We start from the raw sequence: 24,360 nt of genomic DNA, 5'->3' as shown, positions 1-24,360 counted from the left end.
TCTTCGAGAAAACGTTAGGTTTTATTCCTGCGTGGGTAATGAATAACATGACCCTAGTGGCCAAATATGAAACCACGGATCTTGAAGGAGGATGTTTTACAATGAAATCCAACGGAAAAACAGTCCAACTCACCGCTGAGCATAGGACAGAGAACAAGGGAGCCGCACTTGCTACCTTGAGAAAAAGTGGACGAGTTCCTGGCGTCGTATACGGTCCATCTTTTGACAGTGTTGCTGTTCATGTTGATGAAAAGGATGTTACTCGCGTAGCTCGCACAGGACGTTCTGAGTTATTTGAACTCCAATTGAAAGACGGCAAAAAAGTGCCGGTACTAATCAAAGATATGCAAAAGAAAAATGATCATTTGATACATGTTGATTTTATTCAAATTTCCAAAAATAAATCGATTCAGGTTACCATTCCGATTGATTTCCAAGGAACGGCGAAGGGAACCAAGACAGGCGGGGTTCTGCAAACTCAGGAAACGGAAGTTGTTGTAGAAGGATTACCCAATGATCTTCCAGCCTCCATTGAAGTTGATATTTCGGGACTAGATATTGGTGATAAACTGTCTGCCTCCGATTTGAAACTGCCAAAAGGCGTAACTTTAGTTTCTTCCGAAGAAATGCTGATTGCTTCTGTAACGGTGCTTCGAGCTGCTGAAACAAACACAGGTGAAGACACAGATGCTTCTGCAGAGGAAACCGCAGAATCAACGGAAGAATAAGATCATTATTGTATAAATAAATAGAGAACAACAAAAAAGCTCGGCCATAAGGCCGGGCTTTTTCTGTGCTTCATTGATGTTGTATTACAGATAAAAGTATTATTTTCGCAAATGCGAAAGGTGTTTAGCGACTAAATGTTCTTTTCAGTGAAAAACAACAACTTGTCGATTATTAAAATAACAGGCACTTTAGGACTATTTTATTAATTATTATTTTGTTTTGTAGTTCAAAAGTTTTGGTTAATAGTGTAAAAGAACGAATCCACAATACCGATATAGTTATCATTACATTTGATCGTGAAGATGATGAAGGAGGAAGTATATATGCATAAAAAGATATATGGAGCAGTCACGGACATGAGATATTTTCCAAGCTCTATAAGGTTAAAGGTAGGAGATCCGGTGTTTCTTGTAAAGGACCCTGACAACTTGGCTGATCCAGAAGCCATCCGTGTGGTGTTGCCTTCGCATGGACAAGTAGGTTACATTGCGAACAGTGCAGATACCGTCCCAAGAGGATGTCGAAGCGCAGGTCGTATCTATGATTCCTTTCGGCAGCAGACGCTTGGAGTTGTACAGTTTATATTTCAAGATATCGCCATTGTTGAACTGAAAGAAGTAGCTACAAAAACGGGTGCGGGGGAGAAGGAAGTATTCATTATGTACCGCACTCCATCGGAACAAATCTGATCATAAGCTACTATTCGAATAGAAGACGAGAATATGCTTCTTCTAGTTTTTGAGCGGTTACCTGCCAGGTATACCTTTCCTGAACTGTTTTTCTTCCGTTATTGCCCATCATTTGCGAGAGTTCGGGGGAGACAAGGAGTTTTGACAGGGGGGAGGCAAAGCCTCTTGCATTTTTATAATTGGAGACTAAAAATCCGTTATGACCATCGTTCACAATTTCTTTCATTCCTCCATTTTTAGAAGTGATCACTGGGATTCCGCAGGACATGGCTTCTATATTGACGAGTCCAAAAGCCTCATGTTTTTGAGAGGGACATACCATGCAATGAGCAAGTGGATATAAGGTGTGAATCTTCTCATGTGGTATTTCGCCCAGGAAGGTAACGGAAACATGGAGTTTACGGGCGAGTTTTTTTAGTGCGGTCGTATAGGTTCTGTTTTTTGCTTTCCCTGCGATTAGAAGGTGGGCTTTTGCTTTGATCTCGGGCCGTAGAAGGTGAATGGCACGAATGAGAACGGGGATACCTTTTTGGGGAATGAGTCTACCTACATAAAGGATATGAAACTGATCTTCCCGAATTTGAAAATGGTCATAATACGTACGTTTTTCTGCAGCCTCAAGCGGTCTGAACCGGGAATAATCTACACCGAGAGTGATATGAATGACTTTCTCTGCCCCTAGAGGAAATCGCTTAAGAACAACTTGTTCTAACGATTTACTGTTCGTTACTATAAAATCAGCCTTTTGCAGACAAGCGGCAATATGGCTATTTTGAGGCACGAAGGTCAGCGAATGCAGAAAGAGCACGACCGGAATAGAAGGAAACGCTCGTTTTATTTTAGACATGTATCTTGGTCGGTTATCTACCTGGATGATATCGATAGATTGTTTTAGCTGAGATATGACTTCGATGACAGCCTTGCTATATTCAGAAGGCAGTTTTCCTTCCACTCTTTTAATTAACAGCTGAGGATTCCACTGCGTTTCTTCCTCTAAATGTGGAAAAAGGGGACTAATCACCGTAACTTGATGCGTGTGCGACAGCTGCTCAGCAATAGCAAGAATACAAATTTCAACGGAACCGCTGCCTGGCAAAGGAAATTGCTCTGGACTGACGATGAGGATATGCATCTGTTATGATCCTCCTTGTCTTTGCAGGTTTTAATAATATATGCAAAACTTCGTCCCGAGTTCAGCCTCTCTTTTTATCCTAAGTTTGACAAGGGAGGTAGAAAATTAAACAATGGAGAAGTTAAATGGAGAAGTTAAATGGAGAAGTTAAGAAGTACAATAGTTTAGTAATGAGTTCTTCGTTTATCTAAAAATAGGAGGTATCCTGATGAAGATGAAAAAAGAATTACGCGAACTAACAACAAGGAACAGAATAACGAAAATAGGTTTGCTGCTCCTTATTGCGATGCTTAGCCTCACTTTGGCTGCATGCGGTCAAGATGCGAATGAAACATCAGGTCAGGCCAGTATACCCGGTACATCCAGCGGTTCTTCTGGAACATCGGTGGAACCTACTGAACCTGATACCGAAGTAAAAGAAGGCTCAGGCGTCTACACGGGACAAGCGGATCCCCATACTATTGAAATTACCATCAACGGACAGGCAACTGCGTTTCAATTAGGCGAAGGAATGGATACCGAAATTGCCAATTTGGAAGAACAGACTCCTGTAGATTTTACCTATGAGGAAAAAGCAATTGAAGGAGAAGCAGATTTGAAACAACTTATCTTGCTTAGCATCAAACCTTCCGTTTCCAAATAAAAAACGGTCCCACCCGTCAGGATATTGATCTGACGGTGGGACCGTTTTGTTAATTCAATTTTATTCCGTAACCGTGTAAGCCTGAGGTATTTTCACATCAGGATTGATATCAGCATCATAATCTACCCCATCGATTTCAAATCCGAACAATTGGAAGAATTCCTTACGGTAGCCCTCCAGATCAGAAAGATCATAGATATTATCTGTAGAAATCTCGGCCCAGATACGGCGGACTTCCTCTTGAATATCTTCTTGAAGTTCCCAATCATCAATGCGGATTCGACCTTCCTCATCCACTTGTGTACCTTCGGCATGATACAGACGATCTGCGAATAAACGGTACATCTGTTCAATCGTACCTTCATGGAGTCCTTTTTCTTTCATTACTTTATATAGTGCGGATACATACAGCGGAACGACAGGAATAGCAGAACTCGACTGGGTTACAAGCGCTTTGCTTACTGCTACATAAGCACGTCCGCCCGTTTGTCCAAGGGTTTCATTCAAGGAATGAGCGGTAGCTTCTAGATGATCCTTGGCTTGTCCGATGGAACCTTCACGGTAGATCGCTTGGGTTATATCAGACCCGATATAAGAGTAGGCAATCGTTACCGCATTCTCTGCTAGTACGCCACCTTCTTTGAGTGCATGAATCCAGAGCTGCCAGTCATCTCCACCCATTACGGTAACCGTATGCTTAATTTCTTCTTCTGTTGCCGGTTCAATCGTAACCGGTGTCACTTCACCCGTATGAAAATTAACCGTTTTGTTCGTGTACGATTCACCGATTGGTTTGAGGACCGAATTGACCATCTCGCCAGTAGCTGGATCTTTACGTCTTGGAGACGCAACGCTATAGACCACAAGATCGACCTGTCCAAGTTTTTCACGAATAACATCTACCGTTTTTTGTTTCGTTTCATCGGTAAAGGCATCGCCAGTCACACTATAAGAGGTTAGACCTGCTTCTTCTGCAGCAGCTTCAAAGGCAGCAGAATTATACCAACCAGCAGAAGCTGTACGTTTCTCACTACCGGCACTCGGACGATAAACACCAATCGTATTCGCTCCTGCTCCAAAAGCAGCCACAATACGGGACGAAAGACCATACCCCGTAGAAGCTCCAATCACAAGGACGTTTTTAGGACCGTTAACTCTTGGCTTAGATTTCACATATTCCATTTGCTGCTCTACATGCTTAGCACAACCCACAGGGTGGGATGTCGTGCAGATAAAGCCGCGTGTTCTAGGTTTTATTATCATGTAATTGATAGGCCTCACTTTCAGTTCTATAATTCAGCTGAGATCAGTTGAAATCAGTTATCCATTCCCTATTGTAACAATTTTTTACGAGACTGAGAAACCCGGCGTCGTTTCATTATCAAATTGAAGCACACCCCACAAGTTGTTTTCTGAATCATAGAACTTGAGAACCCAGCCAAAAGGTTCCGGATGGAACACCTGAATCCGGGTTCCGATCCGCACCAGCTGTTCATGGAGTTCATGAATTTTGGATGTGCGATAAAGTAGTACGGGGAAATCCACCTCATCCACTGTATAATGGGCAAGAGTATCATCATGGGACTGCCATAACATGAGCATCGGTCCCTCCGGCAGAATTAAAAATGCGTTGCGGTCTCCTTTTTCGGTCAACGTAAAACCTAAATTGTTCGTATACCAATGGATCGCACGGTCCAGCTGTTGTACAGGGATTTGCATATGTTCTAATGTCTGCAGCATGAAGGAGGTCCTCCTCATAAACCAAATAGTAATGAAGTTAGAAAACTATTCGGTTTTATGTGAGGAAACTCCTTCTATTCTTGTCGCAGCACTCTTTTTTATTATTTAGAAATATCGATAAACCCTTCCCCGAATACGTCCCGCACATCATGGATGGTAACAAAGGCATTCACATCTTCGGTTTTTACAATTTTCTTCAGCATGGATACTTCTTGCTTACTAATGACAATGTACAGAACGTCTTTCGTTTTGCCAGTATAGTAACCATATCCTCGAAGAACGGTGACGCCGCGATCCATTACGTCCGTGACTTTGGAGGCAATCCGATCGTGATGTGGCGAAATAATGGTAACTGCTTTTTTTGGATTGAGTCCTTCAATGATAAATTCCATAGCTTTGGTTCCAATGTAGAGAATGAGGACGGTGAACATCGTTTTTTCTACCCCAATAACGAAGATGGACAGTCCAGCTACAATCAAATCAAAAAACAGCAGGGCATAACTGATATTCCAGTCCCAGTACTTATTGGCAAGCCGGGCTAGGATGGTAGTTCCTGCTGTGGTTCCACCTACTCTAATAATGAGTCCGATCCCTACTCCCGCAAATAGTCCAGCGAAAATAGCGTTGATGACAGGTTCATTTGAGGCGATGTACCAATGTTCTGTAAGATGCAGAAACAAGGCATTAAATGCGACGGTAATGATCGTGTAGATCGTTGTTGTTTTATCCAGCAAGCGATATCCGATCAAAAGTAATATGCCGTTAGCGATCAAACTGACGATGGCAGGCGACCATTGAAATATATAAAACAAAATAATCGAGATCCCGGTAACGCCCCCCTCACCGAAATCATTGGGAATAACAAACAAATTGACTGCAAGCGCAAAAATAAACGCCCCCAACAGTAGCATAAACATGTCGTAGATTCTTTTCTTCATGTGCATTATCCTCCGTTTGTTTCTTTTGCTCACAAAAAAAGCGATTAAAGGAAATAACATCCCTTTAATCGCTTTGTGCAAACATACATTGCGCAGCTCTTTTGATAGATTCATTATAATGAAAATCATATGGGCTGTAAATGTATATCCTAAAAAATTCAAATGCTATGAAGTCTATCATCAGGATTTTAAATATTTCGTTAAAATGGTTTATGTACATAGGGTCCCCAAGTTTAAGACAAGGTAACCCTAGTTTTGTTTATTTATTATTTCTTTCTTCCATACTGTTTTGCATAGGATATGATGCGCTTATACATGCTTTTGTCCTTCATATCTTTGAGGGGGTAGATTTGAGGTCTTGTATTTACTTCAAGGATCCAAAAAACGCCTTCCTTATCCAAGGCAACATCAAGTCCGAGCTCATGAAATCCACTGCCATGCTTGCTAAATACATTTCCAACGGACTCTCCAAGCTTTTTGAGCTCTTCTTCTATCTTCTGGATCTGAGCCTTGCTGAATCCGGCTTTAGTTAGCGTTTGCTGTAAAAATGCGATATCTCCACCTTGATTGTAGTTGGTTGCGACAGCTCCACGTCTACCTATTTTGAGGAAGATCCCGGTACTCTTCCAGACCCCGCTATTCGTTTTTTGCACCATGACACGAATGTCAAAAGGTCTGCCATTAACGGTGGCGAGTTTGATGCCTTTCTGCAAAAGGTAGGGGCGATTTTTGGCACGCTTATTCAGTTGCTCATAGAGGGAGTCGATGGTTGAATAACGTTTTTTTTCAGTTTTGTGCTGAGTTTGATAACTGTCCCCGAGCTTTTTTATACGTATAATATGAAATCCTCCGGAGCCACCAGTAGGCTTAAAGTAGATAGTGGAATAATCAGAAAGCATGGTTTTCAGGTTGCTACGGTTAAAAGGTAAGGTTTTGGGAATATATTTTTGTGTTTTTGTGCTGTCTAGCAGCCACTTTGTTTTCGTCCATTTGCTTTTAATTGTGGTACTTTGATAATTCATAATGTACGACTCCCCCTTTTACCTTAGCATATGAGGGACGAGTAAGGACTGCTCGTGCTACCGTCTAGTGTTTTTTATCTATTCTCGTAGAATCGAATACCAGATATACCGACATGATAGGCTATAATATATTATATTAACTTATTTTGGAAGCGCATGAGGTGAATAGGTATGAGACAACAGATTATAGTGATTACTGGCATCATGGCGGCAGGGAAATCGACCGTATCAGACTTGCTGGCAGCGCGTTTAAAAAAAGCAGTTCATCTTCGCGGAGATATTTTTCGGAAAATGATTGTTAGCGGAAGGGTTGAGATGAGCAGCCAACCAAGTGAGGAAGCCCTTAGCCAGCTTGGCCTGCGTTACCTCCTTACAGCACAAGCAGCAAAGGCATATTATGATGCTGGATTTACCGTTGTAATACAAGATAACTACCTTGGTGAAAAACTATCGGAATTTCTTCAAATGCTTGAACCATATCCAATGTCGGTCATCGTGTTATGCCCCGACGTCGAAGCAGTAAGGAAGCGCGAAAATAATCGCAATAAAGTAGGTTATGTTGGATTCACTGTTGAGGAATTGCACGCAATGTTTACAGTAACGACTCCCCATATAGGTTTATGGCTGGATACATCGAGTATTTCCGCTGAGCAATCTGTGGATCGCATTATGGACTATTTGCAAAGTTCAATACGATAAATCAGCTTTCCGCCACAGGAGCCCCTTTATACACTACGAGCCTTTCCTTTTATCAGATATTGGATGCTCATTCTGAGCATGAAAAAAATACATCGCTCTGGGTGAGGAGCGATGTATCCGAATTTTCTGTACTTGTAATTGTCTCTTGTAGTTGTCTCTTGTTTCTTACTCGTTCCCCGTCGCAATCGGATTCTCGCTGTACGAAATCCAATCGCTCCAGCTTCCTGCATACAATCTCACATTATCAAACCCTGCTGTGCGAAGAGCGAGCACATTAGGACAGGCCGTAACGCCGGAACCGCAATATACAATGATCTGACGATCTTTCGGGAGATTGGAAAAACGTTCAGCAAGTCCATCTGCAGATTTCCATTTACCTGACTCGCTAAGGTTCTCTTTCCAGAAGAGATTGATCGCGCCAGGTATATGCCCTGCTGTATGATCGATCGGTTCTTCTTGACCCAAGTAACGTGCATGTTCGCGTGAGTCAACCAGAATGGAAGAACCTGCAGTAGATGCCTCTTGAACATCTTCTACACTTGCGAGCAGTTCCGGCTGGATATGCGGTGTAAAGGAAGCAGGGATGCGAATCGGCTCCTCTTGGGTAACTGGGAATCCTGCTGCTTTCCAGGCACTGAATCCTTCATCCATCAGATAGACTTCCTCATGTCCCATATAGTGCAGCAACCACCATAAACGAGAAGCCATGGCACCGCCCTGATCGTCATAAACAACGACTCGCGATTCATTGCTTATGCCCGATTTACGCAGTCGTTCTGCAAGCATATTGATATCGGGCAGAGGATGCCGTCCGCCTCGGCCGTCAGGCTCTACAGGTGAGGACAAATCTTGTTCCAGATCGAAGTAAACGGCTCCCGGAATGTGATCTTCCTGGAATGCAGTTCCACCCGCGGCCGAATTAGATAGAGCAAAACGACAATCAAGGATCACGATATCTGGTTCGTACATTCTTGCAAGAACCCATTTCATGCTTACGATAGAATTCATATAAATTCCTCCTTAATTTATCTCAAGTCAAACCTTCGTGAATAAGATCTAAACTTTGGTTGGGTCAGTATGGCGTACTGTAGGCAAGGAATCTACTGCTTCCTCCAGCGATGCCGTCTCCGCATGGAGAGAGTTGTTACCATACCGAAGAAATACCCAGACACCGGCAAGTATAAAGGCTCCAGCCGTGAGCTGCAGGGCTGTAAGACCTTCTCCTAGCAGCATCCAAGCTAAGAGGGAAGCAAATACAGGCTCTCCAAGGACAGCCATTGAAACGGTTGTTGCATTCATTACTTTTAGCAGCCAATTAAATAGGTAGTGACCAAGCAGAGTAGGTACAATGGCGAGAAGAAGAAAGATCCCCCATTCGCGTGCGTCGTATCCTGTGAAAGGAATTCGGTTGCCAACGTTATACAGTGCAAGGGAAGAACCAGCTATCAAAAACACCCAGAAATTATAGACAAAGGCGCTAATATTTTTCCGTGCATGCTCCCCAATGAGCATATGTACGGCTACCGCAATCGTCCCCAGTAAGGAGAGGAAATCCCCCTTCAGCGCATCTCCGGACACACGGAAATCGCCAGCCCCGATCACAACAGACCCGACAACCGCCATCCCCATGCCGATAAGCATAATACGGTTTGGTTTGGCAGCGAATATCCACATGGAACCGAGCATGACGAGAATCGGCTCAAGGGTCAAAATGACGGTGGAACTCGCCACTGTAGTTAGCCTTAAGGAACCCATCCATAACAAAAAATGAAGGCCTAACATGATACCTGAAGCTCCAAGGTACAGCCACTCTTTTTTACTCAATCGAAAAATTTCATGGCGATACTTATACAGTAAGGGAGCCATCAATAGATTGGTTAAAAAAAGCCGGTACATGGCGATAACCGAAACCTCAGCCTCGGACCATTTTACGAAAATAGAGGAAAAAGAAATGGAGATAATTCCAATAAGATAAAGTACTTCATACTTGCTGAATGAACGTTGTGCGCTTTGCATTTCATAGTCTCCCATTAGAATGTATGTATTGTCCCTAGATGTGTATTAAATCACGTACAATCCTACACATTATACCGAGAAAAAACAAAGCCGAAAAGCAGAAAAATTACCTTGACAAATATTGTGATTTACTATCTCGTTTTCAAAAACCTGATTGAATCCAGCTGTTTTCGTGTAATGAACAGTAAGCTCGATTGATAAATTGGAGGTCACCCTTATGAAAAGGCGAAAACGTCATTCGGCATTATTAACAGGTAGTATATTGATGCTGGTAGCTGCCACCTTTAACGCAGAACAAGTAGCCGCAGCGGAATTGGAAGCAGCTCGCTCCCAAGAGTTGCCGATTATATATGGAACAACTAGTGAAACCGCTCAGAAAAAAACATATCAAACTTTGAAAACACCCAAAATAATAGAAAGTAAGGGAACGTATACAGGTCTTGCTGATCCACATACTGCAGAAATTGAAGTTGACGGTGAGCCTACAAGCTTTCAATTAGAGGAAGGTGTAATGAAAAAAGTAGAGGCATGGGATAGCGGTACACCCGTGCAACTTACGTACAGTATCAAAACATTTGACAACATGCCCGGTGTAAAGCAGTTCATTCTGCATAACATTGAGCAAACAAAGTAACTTGCAACATGTACGAAATATGTAAGAAAACAGCTCCGGTGTGGGAACTGTAAAAATGGAACGGAGGAACGAATAATGAAAACGATTACAATGAAAAAACCAGTAGGTATGCTAATTGATGGTGAATATATTCAGACAAAAAAAACAATCCCTGTCATTAATCCTTCTAATGAAGAAGTGATTGCTGAGGTCCCGAATGCATCTCGTGATGATTTAAATCGAGCTGTTGCAGCCGCGAAGGCAGCTTATCCGGCATGGTCAAAATGCCCAGTAGAGGAACGGGCCCAATTATTAGTGAAACTGGCGGATCTAATCGATGAAAACAAAGAAGAATTGACTGAGCTGCTTATGAATGAAAACGGTAAGCCGCTTCAGATGAGCCGAACCGAAATTGAGGGAGCAAGCCAGTGGTACAGAGAAATTGCCTCCCAGCGGCTAGAGTCAGAAACGCTAGAGGACACTGAAGAACACAAGGTAGTATTACAGTATGTACCACTTGGTGTAGTAGGGGCCATTGTCCCTTGGAATTTCCCAATGAACCTCGCTGCTTGGAAAATCGCACCTGCACTGCTCACCGGTAATACGCTGGTAGTTAAACCTTCGCCGAATACACCGCTCTCTACACTAAGAATGGCGGAGCTGGCCAAGGATTTGTTTCCTAAAGGCGTGCTGAATATCATTTCCGGTGGAGATGATTTAGGGCCTTGGATGACAGCGCATGAGGGAATTAACAAAGTTTCATTCACAGGTTCAACGCAAACGGGGAAAAAAGTGCTCGAAAGTGCATCAGGTAATCTGAAACGGACCACCCTTGAACTCGGAGGAAACGACGCCGCGATTGTACTGCCAGATGCCGATCCGAAAGAGGTGGCTGAAGGTTTATTCTGGGCAGCCTTTTCCAATACAGGTCAGGTGTGTGTTGACGCTAAACGCCTCTACATTCATGAAGGAATCTATGATGAGGTACTTAAGGAAATGGTGACTTATGCCAAATCGGTTCAAGTAGGAGATCCTTCAGATCCCCAAACGGGTTTAGGTCCATTGCAAAATAAAATGCAGTACGACAAGGTGAAGGACCTGATTCAAGAGACGAAAGACAGTGGTGCCCATATTGCTTATGAAGGAGAGATCCCTTCGGGTAAAGGATATTATATCCCGGTCATGATCGTGGACAATCCGTCTGAAGATTCGCGTCTGGTACAGGAAGAACCATTTGGTCCGATTGTACCGTTGCTCAAATACAACGATATTGATGAAGCGGTGAAACGTGCCAATGACACGGTATATGGTCTTGCGGGCTCTGTATGGGGAAAAGATTTGGAACTCGCTTATGATGTAGCTTCTCGTCTTGAAACAGGTACGGTATGGATTAATGAAGCACAAGTCATGCAGCCAGACTTCCCATTTGGCGGTCACAAAGAATCTGGGATCGGTGTCGAACACGGAAGAGCAGGGCTTGCTGCATTTACGAATTCTAGAACAGTTATGATGAAGAAAAAATAACAGTTTATTTCCTATCATTATAAGCTGGATGCTTACACCGCCGAGTTCGCTCGGCGGTTGTTTTATTTTCTAAGCAATCATCGTCAAACTTATTGCCAGTGATTTTCATATTTTGTTTCTATGTTTTCTCTGGATACAAACCCTTTTTGTAAAACGGGATTAGGCACCTTTTTATTGTAGTTTTTAATTTTTTCATTAATGATTTCAATCTCCGACTCCACGACCGGGGGATCAGAATGCCCCATTTTTTCCATCGTGAGTTTCATTTCTGCTGCAATTTCTTTCCTCAGTTCAATCCAAGCGGGAAGATAGTTGGCGTTTTTTAGAACCCCAGATAATACATCGCCCTCCTGAATGTCGAGAGGCTTCCCCATTCCTTCTAGATCGTCAAACCCACCTCGTTTAGCGAAGTCTTCGATCGCATCGTTAACCAAATAGACACGGGCACTTTGATGAGTTTCTGGAAGTTGTTTTTCTTCTTTTGGCTGGTTTGCATCCTGCTGATCTTTTTTGAAAAACATGCCGATTCACCATCCCTTTTTTCAGGTATATTCATCTTGCTGGCTTTCCGGAATTCATTACTTGAACCATACCATAATCTATATATAATAGGAATAATATGGATTTAAGTCTGGGGGAGAAGCACGTGAAATTTGTGATCATTTTTGGTCCGCAAGCGGTTGGGAAAATGACGGTTGGGCAGGAAATAGCCCGAAAGACTGGAATGAAACTTTTTCATAATCATATGACGATTGATTTGGTTTCTTCCTTCTTTAGCTATGGTACTCCTTCTGGAAAGCGGCTCGTAAGCTTGTTTCGGCAAGAGATTTTCGAAGAAGTTGCGAAAAGTGATCTATCTGGACTTATCTTTACATTTGTATGGGCCTTTGACCTTCCAGAGGATGGACAATACGTGGAGAAGATCAGTGAAATTTTCACCTCGAATGGCGGAACCGTCTATTATGTAGAACTTGAGGCAGATACGGACGAGCGGGTAAGACGAAATCGAACCCCAAATCGGTTGGAGCACAAACCAACAAAACGGGACATTGCTTTTTCGGAACAGGATTTGTTGGAGACAATGAAGCGTTACCGCCTCAATTCCTGGGAAGGCGAAATCACGAAGGAGAACTATGTTCGAATAAATAATACAGATGTTGATGCCGAAGAGACGGCAGATTTGATTATAGAACATTTTGGGTGGTTGGAATGGAAGGATAGAGAATGGTAATCTAATGAATAGTAAAGGAAAAGGGAAGAGAGGAGCCACAGATGAGATCGGAAGACCAAATTAAACGTAAACTCCATGAACTTTCGCGTCAGCGCGATCTGCTCGTCAGTCGTATGCCAGCAGATCAATCTGCGGGCAATCCACAGGTTGATCGGATAGAAGATATGATTCTAATGCTGGAATGGGTGCTGGATCAACCTAGCGGCAGTTATCATGTATGACGTATATAAATAAAAAAGAAAAATAGGAGGGTTGCATATGGTAGCCATAGATCCTACGAAGCAGACTGAACGGGATAACTACAAACTGCTGACAGGCAGTATCATTCCAAGGCCTGTTGCATTTGTTACGACGAAATCAAAACAAGGCACGATCAATGCTGCCCCATACAGCTATTTTAATATTGTTACATCCAATCCTCCTATGATCTCTATTTCAGTACAGCGTAAAAATGGAGAGATGAAAGATACCGCACGAAATGCAAATGAATGTGGTGAATTTGTAGTACATATATCGGATGAAACATATATTGATTCGATTAACCAGACTGCTGCGAATTTACCTTCAGATCAGAGTGAGATAAAGCTTACGAGCCTAACCACGATACCAAGTACAGAGATTGATGTTCCCGGTATTAAGGAAGCACAGATTCGAATGGAGTGTGTTATTGAGCACTCGATTCCGCTTGGAGGAACAGGTTCAGAACCTGCTTGTGACCTTCTCATCGGAAGAGTCGTTTATTTTCATATTGCAGACGAACTTTATAACGAAGGGAAAATCCGTACGGAAAAGCTGCTGCCGGTTAGCCGACTTGCAGGCAATGATTATGCCAAGCTTGGTGAGTTTTTTTCACTGGAACGTCCGGAATAAGGTGATAAACAAAGAGGAGCCCTATAGGGCTCCTCTTTGTTTATGCTGTTCTCTGTACTGCATCGGGGTAAGGCCATAGGCTCTTTTAAATACATAATGTACATAATTTGCACTAGAGTACCCGGTTTCCTCTGCAATATCGTCCATCGTTCTGTCGCTATGAAGTAGTTTTTTACAGATGTGAGAGAGCCGTATGGTTTCCAGCATTTCACTAAACGTGTGTCCACCGTTCTCTCGCACGATGCGCTGCAGTTGCCGTGGACTGATCTGTATACGGTCAGCTACGACTTCAAGAGTGAGCGGCTCCATATAGTTATCTTTCATGAATTGTTCGGCCAGCCGGTAACGGTAATATCCCATATCCCGAGAGGGAAGAGGACGTCCTGGATGCGGGAAATAAGCACGAGTTGTACGAAGCAAAATATTGATAATAGCTTGCTTGACTAGGGTGTATAGTCCAGGCTCATTCTGATACCAGGCTGTATAGGCTGTAAGAAAGCAATCCATCGCTTTAAAACGGTCGCTTTCTGGCACATAAGGAATTGCATCTAGTTGACGAATGCAGGCATCTGCTTCTTTTTGTTCTTGTAGAGCGCCGGCATTCCATAGTTCCGCATCCGCTAAAGAGAGGGAAGAGGATTCTTTTTGCTTATGTAATGAGGGGCTTAGCGGGACAATTTCGATACTCAGGCACAATTCATCCATGGCTTCTACAGCGGAAGCTTCCTGATAATGCATGACGTTGGGACCTGTTAAATACATCATGCCCTCTGACAATTGATATTCCTGATTTTCTATAATGACCTTGCCCGAACCCCGAGGTATAAAATGAAACTCATATTCATGTGAATGCTTGTGAAATTCAATAATTTTGCCGGGAGGAAACGTAACAAGATGAAATTGAACGACACGAATCCCATAAGAACCCCACGTAAAATCCACATGTAATTGTTCCAGGGCATGTTTTTGTTCCTTCATGAGTTCAAAAGGATATGACAATTGGGGATCACTGCGTTCCATCCTGATTCCTCCCGGCGTTTATTGTTCATAAGAAAACATCTTTATTCCATCATATCATGATGCCTGTTACTTAATAAGAGCCCCTTGTTGATCAAGTTGAACTAACTTTCCACTTCTTGCCGACTGATTGGAAGCTTCAATAAGTGTAGTAAGCGCAGCACCTGCTTCAATATTGGCATCAAAAGTTTGGTTATCTTCGATATGCTGAATCCATTGATCAAAGGCAGAAGGCAAAGCTTCCGGAAGAGTAGCTTCTTGCCACTGATTGTCTGAACCGCTACGATACAACAATTTTTTATCATGATCTGAATAGAGAAGACTACCTTCTGTCCCATGAACTTCAAAGGAGAAAGGAGAGTGTTTGTTAACAAAACCGGCTTCTACGATGGCGATTGCACCATTCTCATAACGAAGAGTTACGGCTGCATTATCTTCGACTTCTCTACCAGTGACATAACCGTAACTTGCGGAAACCTGGCTTGGAAGTCCGAGGAACAGATGAGCAAGATACATAGGATGACAACCAAGATCCGTTAAAGCCCCGCCGCCGGTTTCTTTAAGATTAAAAAATCTTTCAGGCAACCATCCAAACTTGCTTCCTTCCGCTGGTATGGCTCCGCCATGGGATAGGCGAGTTCTTGCGAGTGTAAGCTCACCCAGGATGCCACTTTGAATAATTTCAGCAGCTTTCAAGGTGTAAGGTTCATAGAGACGAGGCAGAGAAACAGTAAGAATTACATTTTCCTGCTTAACCGTACGTAAAATATCGTCACATTCATTGCTTGTAAGCGCAATCACTTTTTCTGTGAAAATATGCTTGCCCGCTTTAGCTGCCCGTGTCATCACATCATGATGGATCGCGGTACTGGTTACGACAATGACACCGTCAATCTCAGAGCTTGCAAGAAGTTGATCCAAATTCTCATAAAAAGGAACACCTCGTTTTGCTGCCTCAGCACGACCTCTCTCTACATCTTCGTCCCATACGGCTGTAATTTCCGTTCCTTCGTGCCCATCTGCTTGCGATGCATAATCATTAGCGTGAACATGCCAGTAACCCAGAATGGCCAATTTGTAGATGTTTTTCATTAGAATCCCTCACTTTTGTTTTTTATGAAGATAGGTATCTTCTTTAAATCAAAATATAAAATATAAAGCTTTCCCGGTTCTGCTAGATTCATAGCTCATGAACAAGGTCACAAAATGCGACAATTGAAGTAGAACTGATCTTACGAAAGACTAGGCAGGTACTTGCCAAAAGGAGTTTCTCCGCAGCATCATTGCTGGTTTAAGTTCTATGCTGATGATATGCTTCTCCTTTTGTGTGCCTTGATAAGCTACTCCATGCTCGCTATATTACGTTTTATTTATTTGTTTCTTGTTTCGGGAACATTTTAGCATGGACCTATGAAAGAAGGTATTCCAAGATTGTGACATGAAAGGGTACAAAATCGCGACACAAAAAAAGACACTCCGTTAAGAATGTCTTTCATATCGTTATGACTGGTTTTTGCGGTTGATCCGGCTAAGCTGTTTTTCAAGTTTGGCAAAACCTTCACACAAATAAGTGATTTCTTGCTGCTGGATGGAAACAAGGCGGAGAACGTCATTTAGACTTCCTTTATTATATTCCGTCATATCAGCAGTCAGTTTGGCTGTCGTTTCAATTTCCTGCAACATTGATCTTGTATCCATGAGGGTTTGCTCGATCACTGCAGGATTATTTGTAGTAGAAGAAGAGGGTGAAGCCTGTTCCTGGAAGTCAATAAAGGGTGGGACTGCCTTGTTAAACTCCTCACTCGCTTGATTCAATTGGCTGGCAAGTGCTGCGGATTGTTTATTCTGTACTTCGAATGACTCGATGATGTTCTCAATGGAAGAGACAATTTCAATAGAGCGCTGATTTGTTGCGTCAGTAGCTGCATTCAAATCGTACTGGTATTGCCTGACAGACTGGAGGGACTCGGTGATTTTGGTCAGCATGTCCTCCATTGCGCTTTTCGCTTCCATCGCTCGTTGAGCCTGTTGATCTTTTTCTTCTTGTAATGAATTATTGAATTGTGAGTGCATGTGATTTGCAACGGATACAAAACAAAAAGTAATGATGTAGTACATAAGATCCTGAACATTTGTGGAATGAAATATAAGTTCTCCTTGAGTAAAAAAGTAATAACACAATATGGTCAATGTAATGAGAATGGTCAGTATATTAATTTTACGATCTTGATAGATACCCATAACTGCAACATAGAAATACATCGTCATAATATTAATCATATGGGGGTCCAACTGGATCAGAATAAACAAAGAACCCCCAATAACTACAGTAAGAAAATACTTTATGTAGGGGATAGTCCTTCTAAATTTCGGTAGATTGGATAGTAGAGTTACAGGAACAATGACGAGGAATATGATACCCATCGCAGTAAGCACAAATTGCAGGGATATACCAATTGCAAAACTAAGCATTTGATCCACCGTAATGGCTGTTGCAAGGACAAAAACCAAGTGGTTGTTTCTTTTTTTCGTTAATTCAAAGTCAATCATGTGAGAGCACTCCTTCTCTCCACGGGAATGGTGGTGCACACCAAAAGTATTTAACTTTGCCTAGCTGACCATAAGCTGCGGGTGTATGTTCGTCTGTATAAAACAAAAATTGCCCGGACGCCGGCTTCGCATATTCCGTTTCGAAACCTTTCTCATCCCAGCTAGTCTGTTTTATTTGATGAAATACTGCTAGTTCTACAGGTGTAGCCACTAACTTAAACAAGACTTCTCCTCCTGCCAATATGAAATGCCTATGTTAATTATATCGGAGATTGTCGAAGAACGCTGTAATTTTATTAAGATTACGAGTGGGAAAGGCATTCTTATGAGGATATTTGAAGTTGTTTGTAATTCTTTGTCAAATGTATAGAATTGAAGTCATCTAATCGTTAGGTATGAACAATCTTCCTATTCGGCGATAATTAAGTTACGTAGCTCACGCCGTATAAAGGATAGTATGAGTTCCTTAGTTCAGTTATAATGAATCTTTCAAGAGATTCAGAAAGGGTGACATAAGAGCACATGATAACAATCACAGAATATGAGGTACAGGAAATTAATGATCCCTTTGGTATTGTGGAAGGGACAAGATACGAATTTCAAATCGTAATTGATCCGGAGGAAGACGATGAGTTGTACTCCGAGAATGGCGTATACATTCGTGTAATTTATAGAGCTGACGAGCCAAAAGACGGAATCATCAAGTATGATCTCTATGAGAAAATAACAGAGAAATATTTGGATTTTGATCTTGAGGAAGACGAGTTGGCTGTTCTTGAAACATTCTGCAAAGAGCATTTGAATGCCAATTAATGAATGAATTGTGATAGGAAGCATACCCTGCGCGGCTTTAGAGCTGTACAGGGTATGCTTTTTTATTTTCCAAATTAGGTGAAAAAGGGATTTACATGCTAAGTAACTGACTCCAAGAATTAATGGGTAAATATGTTATGATAAGTACAAGTTTACATTAACTAGTATTAGGAGAATTGTGATGAGCCGATATCGGAAGATTCTTATTATAGAAGATGATCAAGATATTTCTCGGGTAATTAAAGATTACGTTAGTCTAAACGGATATGAAGCTAGTATTGCTCATAGTGGTAAAGAGGCTTTGCATTCAATTGAAATTTGGAATCCGGAATTTATTATTTTGGATATTATGCTGCCTGATATCGATGGGATTGAACTTTGCCGCCAAATTAGGAAGAACAACAATGTTCCTATTCTGATTCTAAGTGCGCGAGGTAGCGACACTGACAAAGTGTTGGGACTCGGATTCGGTGCGGATGATTATATGACGAAGCCGTTCTCTTTACGCGAGTTACTCGCAAGAATTGAGTCTAATCTACGAAGAGTTGAGAGCATGGTAGGCATACAGCAAGCAAAGCCGAGTGATGAACATGTTTTACACTTAGGAAAAATCACTATCGATAAACAGGCATATAAGGTAACCAAAGATGGGACAGAAATTTCATTATCCGCAAAAGAACTGGAATTGTTATTTTATTTATCCAAGTATAAAAACCAAGTGTTCTCGAAAAGTCAGCTATTGGATGCGGTATGGGGATACGCTGCTTATGGAGATGAAAGCACGATCACCGTATATATTCGAAGATTACGTGAGAAGTTGGAAGTCGACCCTTCGAACCCGGTTTATATTAAGACGGTTTGGGGAATTGGATATAAGTTCAATTTAAGTGAAGACAAGTAGGATGGGAGAGCCTTATGTATTTGAAGGAATGGATTCAAAAATGGCTGATTGCTGTACTTGCTTGTCTTATTATATTCATGGGATGTGCAGCCGGCTTGCTATGGAATCATTACAGTATAGAGAGTAAAACCGCTTCTAAGGCGGTTATTAATCAGGTACGTCTGCAAGTGAATGCGATGATGTTGTATTTGGCACAGCACCATGAGGATATGACTCTTGATCCGAAATTACAAGAGACACTTCGAAACATGACTCAAGATCAACAGGTGAGTCTACTATATGCTGGTCTGGATGGGGAAGTTCTGTACAACTCTTCGGAAGCTGACCCTCGTAAACAAATAGATATAAACACGGAGCTTCATTATGATTTATACCAATCTAAAGTAAATAAGGACCTTTACAACATTGCTTTTCCCGTACTAGATGAGGTAGCGAATACCCAAGTGGGAAATGCTATTTTTACTGTACCTGAAAGTAAGGTCTTTACCCAGAAATCCCACGCTATTCCACTCTCCTTGTTTATTGTCATGGTTTTATTTCTCTTTGTTCTGTGCTGTTTGATGTTTCTTCTGTGGAAAAAAATGAAAGACGATATCATCCAGCCGGTTCATGATTTAAAAAATTATTCAGAAGCGATTCTAAAAGGAAACTATGGGCAGACCATGGTATACACCAAGATGGACGAAATCGGTGAGGTTTACGCCATGTTTGACCAAATGAGGATGGAGATTGTGTATCATAGCCTCCGAAGAGACGAGCAAGAGCAAGCGCAGAAAGAATTGATCTCTAACATTTCTCACGAATTAAAGACACCTCTTACCTCCCTTACGACTTACATTGAAATTATACGAGAGGGTGGATGTTCTGATATGTCCTCGGTTATGGAATATGTTGAGGTCATGCATAACAACGCACAGAAAATGACCCGATTGACAGAAGATTTGTTGCAGCATGCCTTGAAAGAATTAGGTCAGATTTCAGTGACGCTAACGGAACAATACAGTAGAGAGGTGTTAGTTAAGATTCTGCAGCCAGTCGGTCATTATGTTCGTTCTACAGGAGTTTCATTTACTGAACCCTTAATTATTCCGAATGTGCTGATTCATGTGGATGCGCACCGATTGGAGCAGGTCATTTCTAATATAATTTCTAATGCGTTAAAACATACCTCTGCGGGTGATTCCATTCTTGTGAATACAGAGCTTGAGCGTGGATATTTAAAAATATCGATTGAAGATACCGGAAAAGGTATTCTTCCCCAAGATATGCCCTTTGTTTTTGATCGTTATTTTAAAGGGGAATCGAAACTGAATCCTGCGGCTGGGGGAACGGGGCTAGGACTTTCGATTTGTAAATATATTATGGAAGCCCATCAGGGTTCCATCTCTTTTCGAAGTGTACCTGATCAAGGAACCATATTCTATTGTTTGATCCCAGTAGGATGATTGTCGGCTGTAATATTTCATTAATATTTAGATAAGGATTTATACATAAGTACCCCCTACAATGAGATTATGGATTAATTTGGGGGGGTTTTATTTCGTGAAAAAGGCGATCATTCAAGCGAAAAACTTGTGCAAAACGTATGCCACAGGTACGGAGCAATTTCATGCCATTCGAAATCTGGATTTGGAAGTCTATGAAGGAGATTTTACCGTCATTATGGGGAACTCCGGCTCAGGGAAATCCACGCTACTATACCTTTTAAGTGGTCTTGATACCGTAACTGTAGGTGAAGTTTACTTTCAGGGGGAACGAATAGACGGGTATACAGAGAAGCAATTAGCAGAGTTTAGAGCACAGAGAATCGGATATATCTATCAGAGCATGAACCTCGTTCCAGATCTTACGTTGTTTGAGAATATCGCTTTGCCTGGATATATTGCCGGGAAACCCAGTAAAAAAGTGAAGGAAACAGTGCGCTCACTTTTGAAGGCGATGGACATTGAAGATCAGCAGTATCGTTTGCCAGCTCAAACCTCAGGAGGGCAACAACAAAGAGCAGCTATCGCGAGGGCGCTAGTTAATGCTCCAGATTTGGTTTTTGCAGATGAGCCGACAGGAAGTTTGAATTATGATCAGGGGATAGCGGTCCTTGAAATTCTGACAGAGATGAATCGGAAGGGACAGTCCGTAGTGATGGTAACTCATGATATCAAGGCGGCCACTAGAGCAGATCGACTGATCTTAATCAAAGACGGGAAAGTAGCGGATGTGCTGAAATTTGATAAATTTGATCAAGCGGATCTTCAGGACAGAGAAGCGGTCATATTTTCTTGCGTCTCTGGAAAGGGGTAAGGCGACATGGCTGCAGTATACTCTCTTTGTCTAGCGAATCTTAGGAAGAAGAAGATCCACAATAGGCTTATTGGTTTGCTGATTCTTTTATCGACATTACTGCTGGCGACATCCGTTACGGTTATATTCAATACAACGAATTTATTTACGGATATGCACAATAAAACACGGGGTTCGCATGAGATACTCATGTTACGAGATGAACTGCACAAACCACAAGAGGTCTACCACTGGTGGCAAGCACAACAAGGAGTTCGTACTTCATCGTTGATTCCATACCGAATGTTAGCTGGAATGAAGATACAGGGAGATGCACCTTCTGCAGAGCTTTCTAGCATCACCCTGTACATGATGGATACAAAGGCTCGGCCTGTTGGAGTGGATGAGTTATTGTTTGCCCAAGGGAAAGAGAGTGTATTGCCTGAGAAAGGGAAGATATGGATCCCTACTTCTATTGCTTATTTATATGAGATTTCGGTAGGCGATACGATTGAGTTCTCGGCAGGAGAGAAAAAGTTTGACTTACAAGTTTCGGCTCTCGTTGTGGATATCCCCTTTGGAGCTCCCTTCGCTACAGAAGCACGGATATGGATGAATGATCAGGATTATATCCAGCAAGTTCAAGATATGCAGGGGAAAGAACAATATATGCTGGGGCTTCGATTCGATGATTACGATCAAAGTGCAAGCTATTGGAATCGGTTTGAGCAGGACATGGGGACTCCCTATCTGGAATCAAAAATAAGTTTTGAACAAATGTCTTCTTTTTATTTGGTCATGAATAAAGTGATTGGGTTCATTATGATTTTTCTAGGCATTGTGATGGTACTCGTAGCCTTATTCACCATTGGTTTTACGATCTCAGATGATGTTTTATCTAATTATAGAACGATTGGGGTTATTAAAGCCTTAGGCTTATCATCCAAAAAAATGATTGGTGTTTATGTCATGCAATATGTATTCATATCAGTACTTTCCATTATTCCGGGGTTACTAGCCAGCCACTTCGTGTCGAAAATGATCGTAGAAAGTTCATTATCGTCCTTGAGAATAGGTGGTCTGCAAGAGAAGATCGGAGAAACTTTGATTCCAATCGCTGCCGGAAGCTTTGTATTTATACTGGTCATACTTTGTGTGCTTGTATATGCCAATAAAGCACGTAACATTCAGCCGATGCAAGCCATTCGGTATGGGATGTCTGAGTTCGATCATAGCAAAATGACGAAACGAATTACTCGTAAAGAACAGCATTTTCTTTCTTGGGGAAAGGCACCGCTTCTTGTTGTGATTGGGCTAAAAAATATACTGAAGAATAAGAAAGCTTCTATTCTTATGACGCTGCTGGCAACGATTATGACTGCTGTTCTTGTGCTGGGATTCGTACTCTTGTACAGCATTAGTAATATTAAACAAACCTCAGCACTATGGGGTTATGATTCATCGGATATTTCATTACGCGTAGTGAACTCCTCTACGTTCTCCCGTACAGCATTTGACCGGATATTATCATCTGACCCAAGGATTAAAAATATTTCATGGCAGGGGTATGTAAATGGGGTTGTCTCCTCAGAAAAAAGTCGGGGCTCAGCGGAAGAACATACGCAAACTATGAATTTCAGTATTTTTGCACTAGATGGAAGCTACGATGAAGTAGGATATACCAACACTCGGGGAAGAAATCCACAAAATAAAAATGAAATATCGATAGGCATACGTGTAGCTAAAGAGCTAAACAAAGATATTGGGGATGTTGTAGATGTTTATGTGGATGGAGCCAAGCATAAGTTAATGGTTAGCGGTATTTTTCAATCGATAGCCAATCAGTCTGTCTCCGCAAGAATTATGGCAGATATACTGCCGGATGGGTATGACGATTATATTGTTGCTTTTATCAATGTACATGATGAACAGAATGCTTCTCAAGTCGTGAGTGAGATCAATGAAAAGTATAAAAATTCCTTATCAGCTGCCACGATGGAGACGTTATTAGTTGCGACTTTTAAACAAGCGGTTGCTTCTTTACTACTGCCCATGAGTATGATGGGACTATTGTTTACTGCGGTAACGGTCATCATTATTTACAGTATTAGTCGTATAAATATAAAAAAAGAAAATAAAACCTACGGCATTTATAAATCGATCGGTTTATCCTCTATCAAAATTAGATTGTCCATTACGATGGGGAATATCGCTCTCTCCGGTATTGGAGTGCTTATTGGAATTGTACTCGGAGTTTATTTTATTCCGATTATACTCGGAAGTATTCTTTCCGATTACGGGATTACGGATTTACCTTTGATTTTGAACGGGGGAGGAATTCTTGCTTTTGCTTGTATTACTATAATTGCAACAGGGCTAGGTTCGTGGGCCGCTTCAAGAGTAGTAGCGACTACTTCCCCGCGAATTCTTATCCTTGAGTAGAAGAGTTATAGTGTAGTATTTTGTAACCGAATTTACCGTACAGGCACGAATGGGTGTATGCCTACATACAATAATTAGACGACAAACCAAGAACAGTCCCGAAAATTGTAGGAGGTGTCACCCGTGCCCGGAATATTTACGGCGATTGCACTATTTATAAAAGAACTTTCATTGCTGGTGTCCTATGTAAAAAACAATGCTTTTCCTCAACCTTTGTCTGAGTCAGACGAAGCGAAGCATTTAAAGCTGATGGCGGAGGGCGACGCTCGCTCACGTAATTTGCTTATTGAACATAATTTGAGGCTTGTTGCACATATCGTGAAAAAATTTGATAACACCGGAGAGGATCAAGAAGATCTCATTTCCATTGGCACGATCGGCCTTATCAAAGCAATTGAGAGCTTTCAGCAAGGAAAAGGGACGAAACTGGCGACATTTGCAGCTCGTTGTATAGAGAATGAGAGTCTAATGTCTATAGGGGAGTATAACTAAGTATAAAAATAGCTCTGAAACA

Annotated in this window: 26 protein-coding genes and 1 pseudogene; 15 read left to right on the top strand and 12 right to left on the bottom strand. The window is 41.9% G+C overall.

Annotated features, from left to right (window positions below; genetic code table 11):
* Positions 1 to 101 precede the first annotated feature (101 nt).
* Both KFT32_RS12160 and KFT32_RS12155 read left to right on the top strand, forming a co-directional pair.
* Positions 102 to 728 (top strand): 50S ribosomal protein L25, encoded by a 627-nt coding sequence (locus tag KFT32_RS12160; protein ID WP_211747484.1) that lies wholly within the window; start codon positions 102 to 104, stop codon positions 726 to 728.
* A gap of 324 nt (positions 729 to 1,052) precedes the next feature.
* Complete coding sequence (locus tag KFT32_RS12155; RefSeq protein ID WP_211747483.1) at positions 1,053 to 1,418, top strand: HIRAN domain-containing protein; 366 nt, start codon at positions 1,053 to 1,055, stop codon at positions 1,416 to 1,418.
* Between the two features lie 10 nt (positions 1,419 to 1,428).
* Here KFT32_RS12155 and KFT32_RS12150 read toward each other — a convergent pair whose 3' ends face one another.
* A complete protein-coding gene (locus KFT32_RS12150; RefSeq protein ID WP_211747482.1) occupies positions 1,429 to 2,550 on the bottom strand; it encodes a glycosyltransferase family 4 protein in 1,122 nt (373 codons plus the stop codon).
* Positions 2,551 to 2,758: 208 nt separating this feature from the next.
* Here KFT32_RS12150 and KFT32_RS12145 point away from each other — a divergent pair, with 208 nt between their 5' ends.
* Positions 2,759 to 3,193, top strand: a complete 435-nt coding sequence (locus tag KFT32_RS12145) for a hypothetical protein (RefSeq protein ID WP_211747481.1) — start codon at positions 2,759 to 2,761, stop codon at positions 3,191 to 3,193.
* Positions 3,194 to 3,253: 60 nt separating this feature from the next.
* On the opposite strand, the gene fabV is transcribed toward KFT32_RS12145, so the two are convergent.
* The 4 genes from fabV to KFT32_RS12125 all read right to left on the bottom strand — a co-directional run bounded on the left by fabV (position 3,254) and on the right by KFT32_RS12125 (position 6,893).
* The gene (gene fabV, locus KFT32_RS12140) at positions 3,254 to 4,456 is read right to left on the bottom strand and encodes an enoyl-ACP reductase FabV (protein WP_211747480.1); all 1,203 of its coding nucleotides are present in this window, start codon (positions 4,454 to 4,456) and stop codon (positions 3,254 to 3,256) included.
* Between the two features lie 84 nt (positions 4,457 to 4,540).
* On the bottom strand, positions 4,541 to 4,933 hold the full coding sequence (locus KFT32_RS12135; protein ID WP_211747479.1) for a VOC family protein: 393 nt from the start codon (positions 4,931 to 4,933) through the stop codon (positions 4,541 to 4,543).
* Positions 4,934 to 5,034: 101 nt separating this feature from the next.
* A complete protein-coding gene (locus KFT32_RS12130; RefSeq protein WP_211747478.1) occupies positions 5,035 to 5,871 on the bottom strand; it encodes a YitT family protein in 837 nt (278 codons plus the stop codon).
* Between the two features lie 266 nt (positions 5,872 to 6,137).
* Entirely contained in the window at positions 6,138 to 6,893 is a 756-nt protein-coding gene (locus KFT32_RS12125) for a YheC/YheD family protein (protein WP_211747477.1), read from the bottom strand.
* 171 nt (positions 6,894 to 7,064) lie between these two features.
* On the opposite strand from KFT32_RS12125, the gene KFT32_RS12120 reads away from it, so the two are divergent.
* A complete protein-coding gene (locus KFT32_RS12120) occupies positions 7,065 to 7,592 on the top strand; it encodes an AAA family ATPase (RefSeq protein ID WP_211747476.1) in 528 nt (175 codons plus the stop codon).
* A gap of 165 nt (positions 7,593 to 7,757) precedes the next feature.
* Here KFT32_RS12120 and KFT32_RS12115 read toward each other — a convergent pair whose 3' ends face one another.
* Together KFT32_RS12115 and KFT32_RS12110 are read right to left on the bottom strand one after the other, a co-directional pair.
* Positions 7,758 to 8,600, bottom strand: coding sequence for a sulfurtransferase (locus KFT32_RS12115; protein WP_211747475.1), 843 nt, complete (start codon positions 8,598 to 8,600; stop codon positions 7,758 to 7,760).
* Positions 8,601 to 8,648: 48 nt separating this feature from the next.
* Positions 8,649 to 9,608, bottom strand: coding sequence for a DMT family transporter (locus KFT32_RS12110; RefSeq protein WP_211747474.1), 960 nt, complete (start codon positions 9,606 to 9,608; stop codon positions 8,649 to 8,651).
* Between the two features lie 217 nt (positions 9,609 to 9,825).
* Between KFT32_RS12110 and KFT32_RS12105 the strand changes: the two genes are divergently transcribed.
* Positions 9,826 to 10,242 carry a hypothetical protein gene (locus KFT32_RS12105; RefSeq protein ID WP_211747473.1) on the top strand — a complete coding sequence of 139 codons (417 nt, stop codon included), beginning with the start codon at positions 9,826 to 9,828 and terminating at the stop codon, positions 10,240 to 10,242.
* Between the two features lie 75 nt (positions 10,243 to 10,317).
* Positions 10,318 to 11,745, top strand: coding sequence for an aldehyde dehydrogenase family protein (locus KFT32_RS12100; protein WP_211747472.1), 1,428 nt, complete (start codon positions 10,318 to 10,320; stop codon positions 11,743 to 11,745).
* Positions 11,746 to 11,834: 89 nt separating this feature from the next.
* Here KFT32_RS12100 and KFT32_RS12095 read toward each other — a convergent pair whose 3' ends face one another.
* Positions 11,835 to 12,266: a DnaJ family domain-containing protein gene (locus tag KFT32_RS12095; protein WP_211747471.1), complete on the bottom strand. Its 432-nt coding sequence runs from the start codon at positions 12,264 to 12,266 to the stop codon at positions 11,835 to 11,837.
* Positions 12,267 to 12,391: 125 nt separating this feature from the next.
* Here KFT32_RS12095 and KFT32_RS12090 point away from each other — a divergent pair, with 125 nt between their 5' ends.
* Genes KFT32_RS12090 through KFT32_RS12080 form a run of 3 tightly spaced genes read left to right on the top strand, consistent with a single transcriptional unit; the run spans position 12,392 to position 13,846 of the window.
* Positions 12,392 to 12,976, top strand: a complete 585-nt coding sequence (locus KFT32_RS12090) for a DEAD/DEAH box helicase family protein (protein WP_211747470.1) — start codon at positions 12,392 to 12,394, stop codon at positions 12,974 to 12,976.
* Positions 12,977 to 13,017: 41 nt separating this feature from the next.
* On the top strand, positions 13,018 to 13,197 hold the full coding sequence (locus tag KFT32_RS12085; RefSeq protein WP_211747469.1) for a hypothetical protein: 180 nt from the start codon (positions 13,018 to 13,020) through the stop codon (positions 13,195 to 13,197).
* A gap of 37 nt (positions 13,198 to 13,234) precedes the next feature.
* On the top strand, positions 13,235 to 13,846 hold the full coding sequence (locus KFT32_RS12080; protein ID WP_211747468.1) for a flavin reductase family protein: 612 nt from the start codon (positions 13,235 to 13,237) through the stop codon (positions 13,844 to 13,846).
* Between the two features lie 21 nt (positions 13,847 to 13,867).
* Here the strand turns inward: KFT32_RS12080 and KFT32_RS12075 are convergent, their stop codons facing one another.
* From KFT32_RS12075 to KFT32_RS12060, 4 genes are all read right to left on the bottom strand, one after another.
* Positions 13,868 to 14,866 (bottom strand): AraC family transcriptional regulator, encoded by a 999-nt coding sequence (locus tag KFT32_RS12075; protein ID WP_211747467.1) that lies wholly within the window; start codon positions 14,864 to 14,866, stop codon positions 13,868 to 13,870.
* A 66-nt stretch (positions 14,867 to 14,932) separates the two neighbouring features.
* Positions 14,933 to 15,946: a Gfo/Idh/MocA family protein gene (locus KFT32_RS12070; protein WP_211747579.1), complete on the bottom strand. Its 1,014-nt coding sequence runs from the start codon at positions 15,944 to 15,946 to the stop codon at positions 14,933 to 14,935.
* Between the two features lie 417 nt (positions 15,947 to 16,363).
* Positions 16,364 to 17,413, bottom strand: coding sequence for a hypothetical protein (locus KFT32_RS12065; protein WP_211747466.1), 1,050 nt, complete (start codon positions 17,411 to 17,413; stop codon positions 16,364 to 16,366).
* Complete coding sequence (locus KFT32_RS12060) at positions 17,406 to 17,636, bottom strand: hypothetical protein (RefSeq protein ID WP_211747465.1); 231 nt, start codon at positions 17,634 to 17,636, stop codon at positions 17,406 to 17,408. The genes KFT32_RS12065 and KFT32_RS12060 overlap by 8 nt, the downstream gene beginning before the upstream one ends.
* Positions 17,637 to 17,935: 299 nt before the next feature.
* Between KFT32_RS12060 and KFT32_RS12055 the strand changes: the two genes are divergently transcribed.
* The 6 genes and pseudogenes from KFT32_RS12055 to KFT32_RS12030 form a co-directional block, all read left to right on the top strand.
* Positions 17,936 to 18,226 (top strand): DUF6509 family protein, encoded by a 291-nt coding sequence (locus KFT32_RS12055; RefSeq protein WP_211747464.1) that lies wholly within the window; start codon positions 17,936 to 17,938, stop codon positions 18,224 to 18,226.
* 181 nt (positions 18,227 to 18,407) lie between these two features.
* On the top strand, positions 18,408 to 19,127 hold the full coding sequence (locus tag KFT32_RS12050; RefSeq protein WP_211747463.1) for a response regulator transcription factor: 720 nt from the start codon (positions 18,408 to 18,410) through the stop codon (positions 19,125 to 19,127).
* A gap of 14 nt (positions 19,128 to 19,141) precedes the next feature.
* Complete coding sequence (locus KFT32_RS12045; RefSeq protein ID WP_211747462.1) at positions 19,142 to 20,572, top strand: HAMP domain-containing sensor histidine kinase; 1,431 nt, start codon at positions 19,142 to 19,144, stop codon at positions 20,570 to 20,572.
* A 97-nt stretch (positions 20,573 to 20,669) separates the two neighbouring features.
* On the top strand, positions 20,670 to 21,425 hold the full coding sequence (locus KFT32_RS12040; protein ID WP_349304898.1) for an ABC transporter ATP-binding protein: 756 nt from the start codon (positions 20,670 to 20,672) through the stop codon (positions 21,423 to 21,425).
* Positions 21,426 to 21,431: 6 nt separating this feature from the next.
* A complete protein-coding gene (locus KFT32_RS12035; RefSeq protein ID WP_211747460.1) occupies positions 21,432 to 23,846 on the top strand; it encodes an ABC transporter permease in 2,415 nt (804 codons plus the stop codon).
* A gap of 123 nt (positions 23,847 to 23,969) precedes the next feature.
* Positions 23,970 to 24,323, top strand: a pseudogene (locus tag KFT32_RS12030) (sigma factor); the annotation flags it as partial.
* Between the last annotated feature and the right edge of the window lie 37 nt (positions 24,324 to 24,360).

Origin of the sequence: Paenibacillus sp. Marseille-Q4541, assembly GCF_018310695.1 — a bacterium.
In the GTDB taxonomy this organism is placed as follows: domain Bacteria; phylum Bacillota; class Bacilli; order Paenibacillales; family Paenibacillaceae; genus Paenibacillus.
The sequence above is the reverse complement of the archived record's forward strand: the minus strand, read 5'-3'. Positions and strand labels throughout refer to the sequence as shown.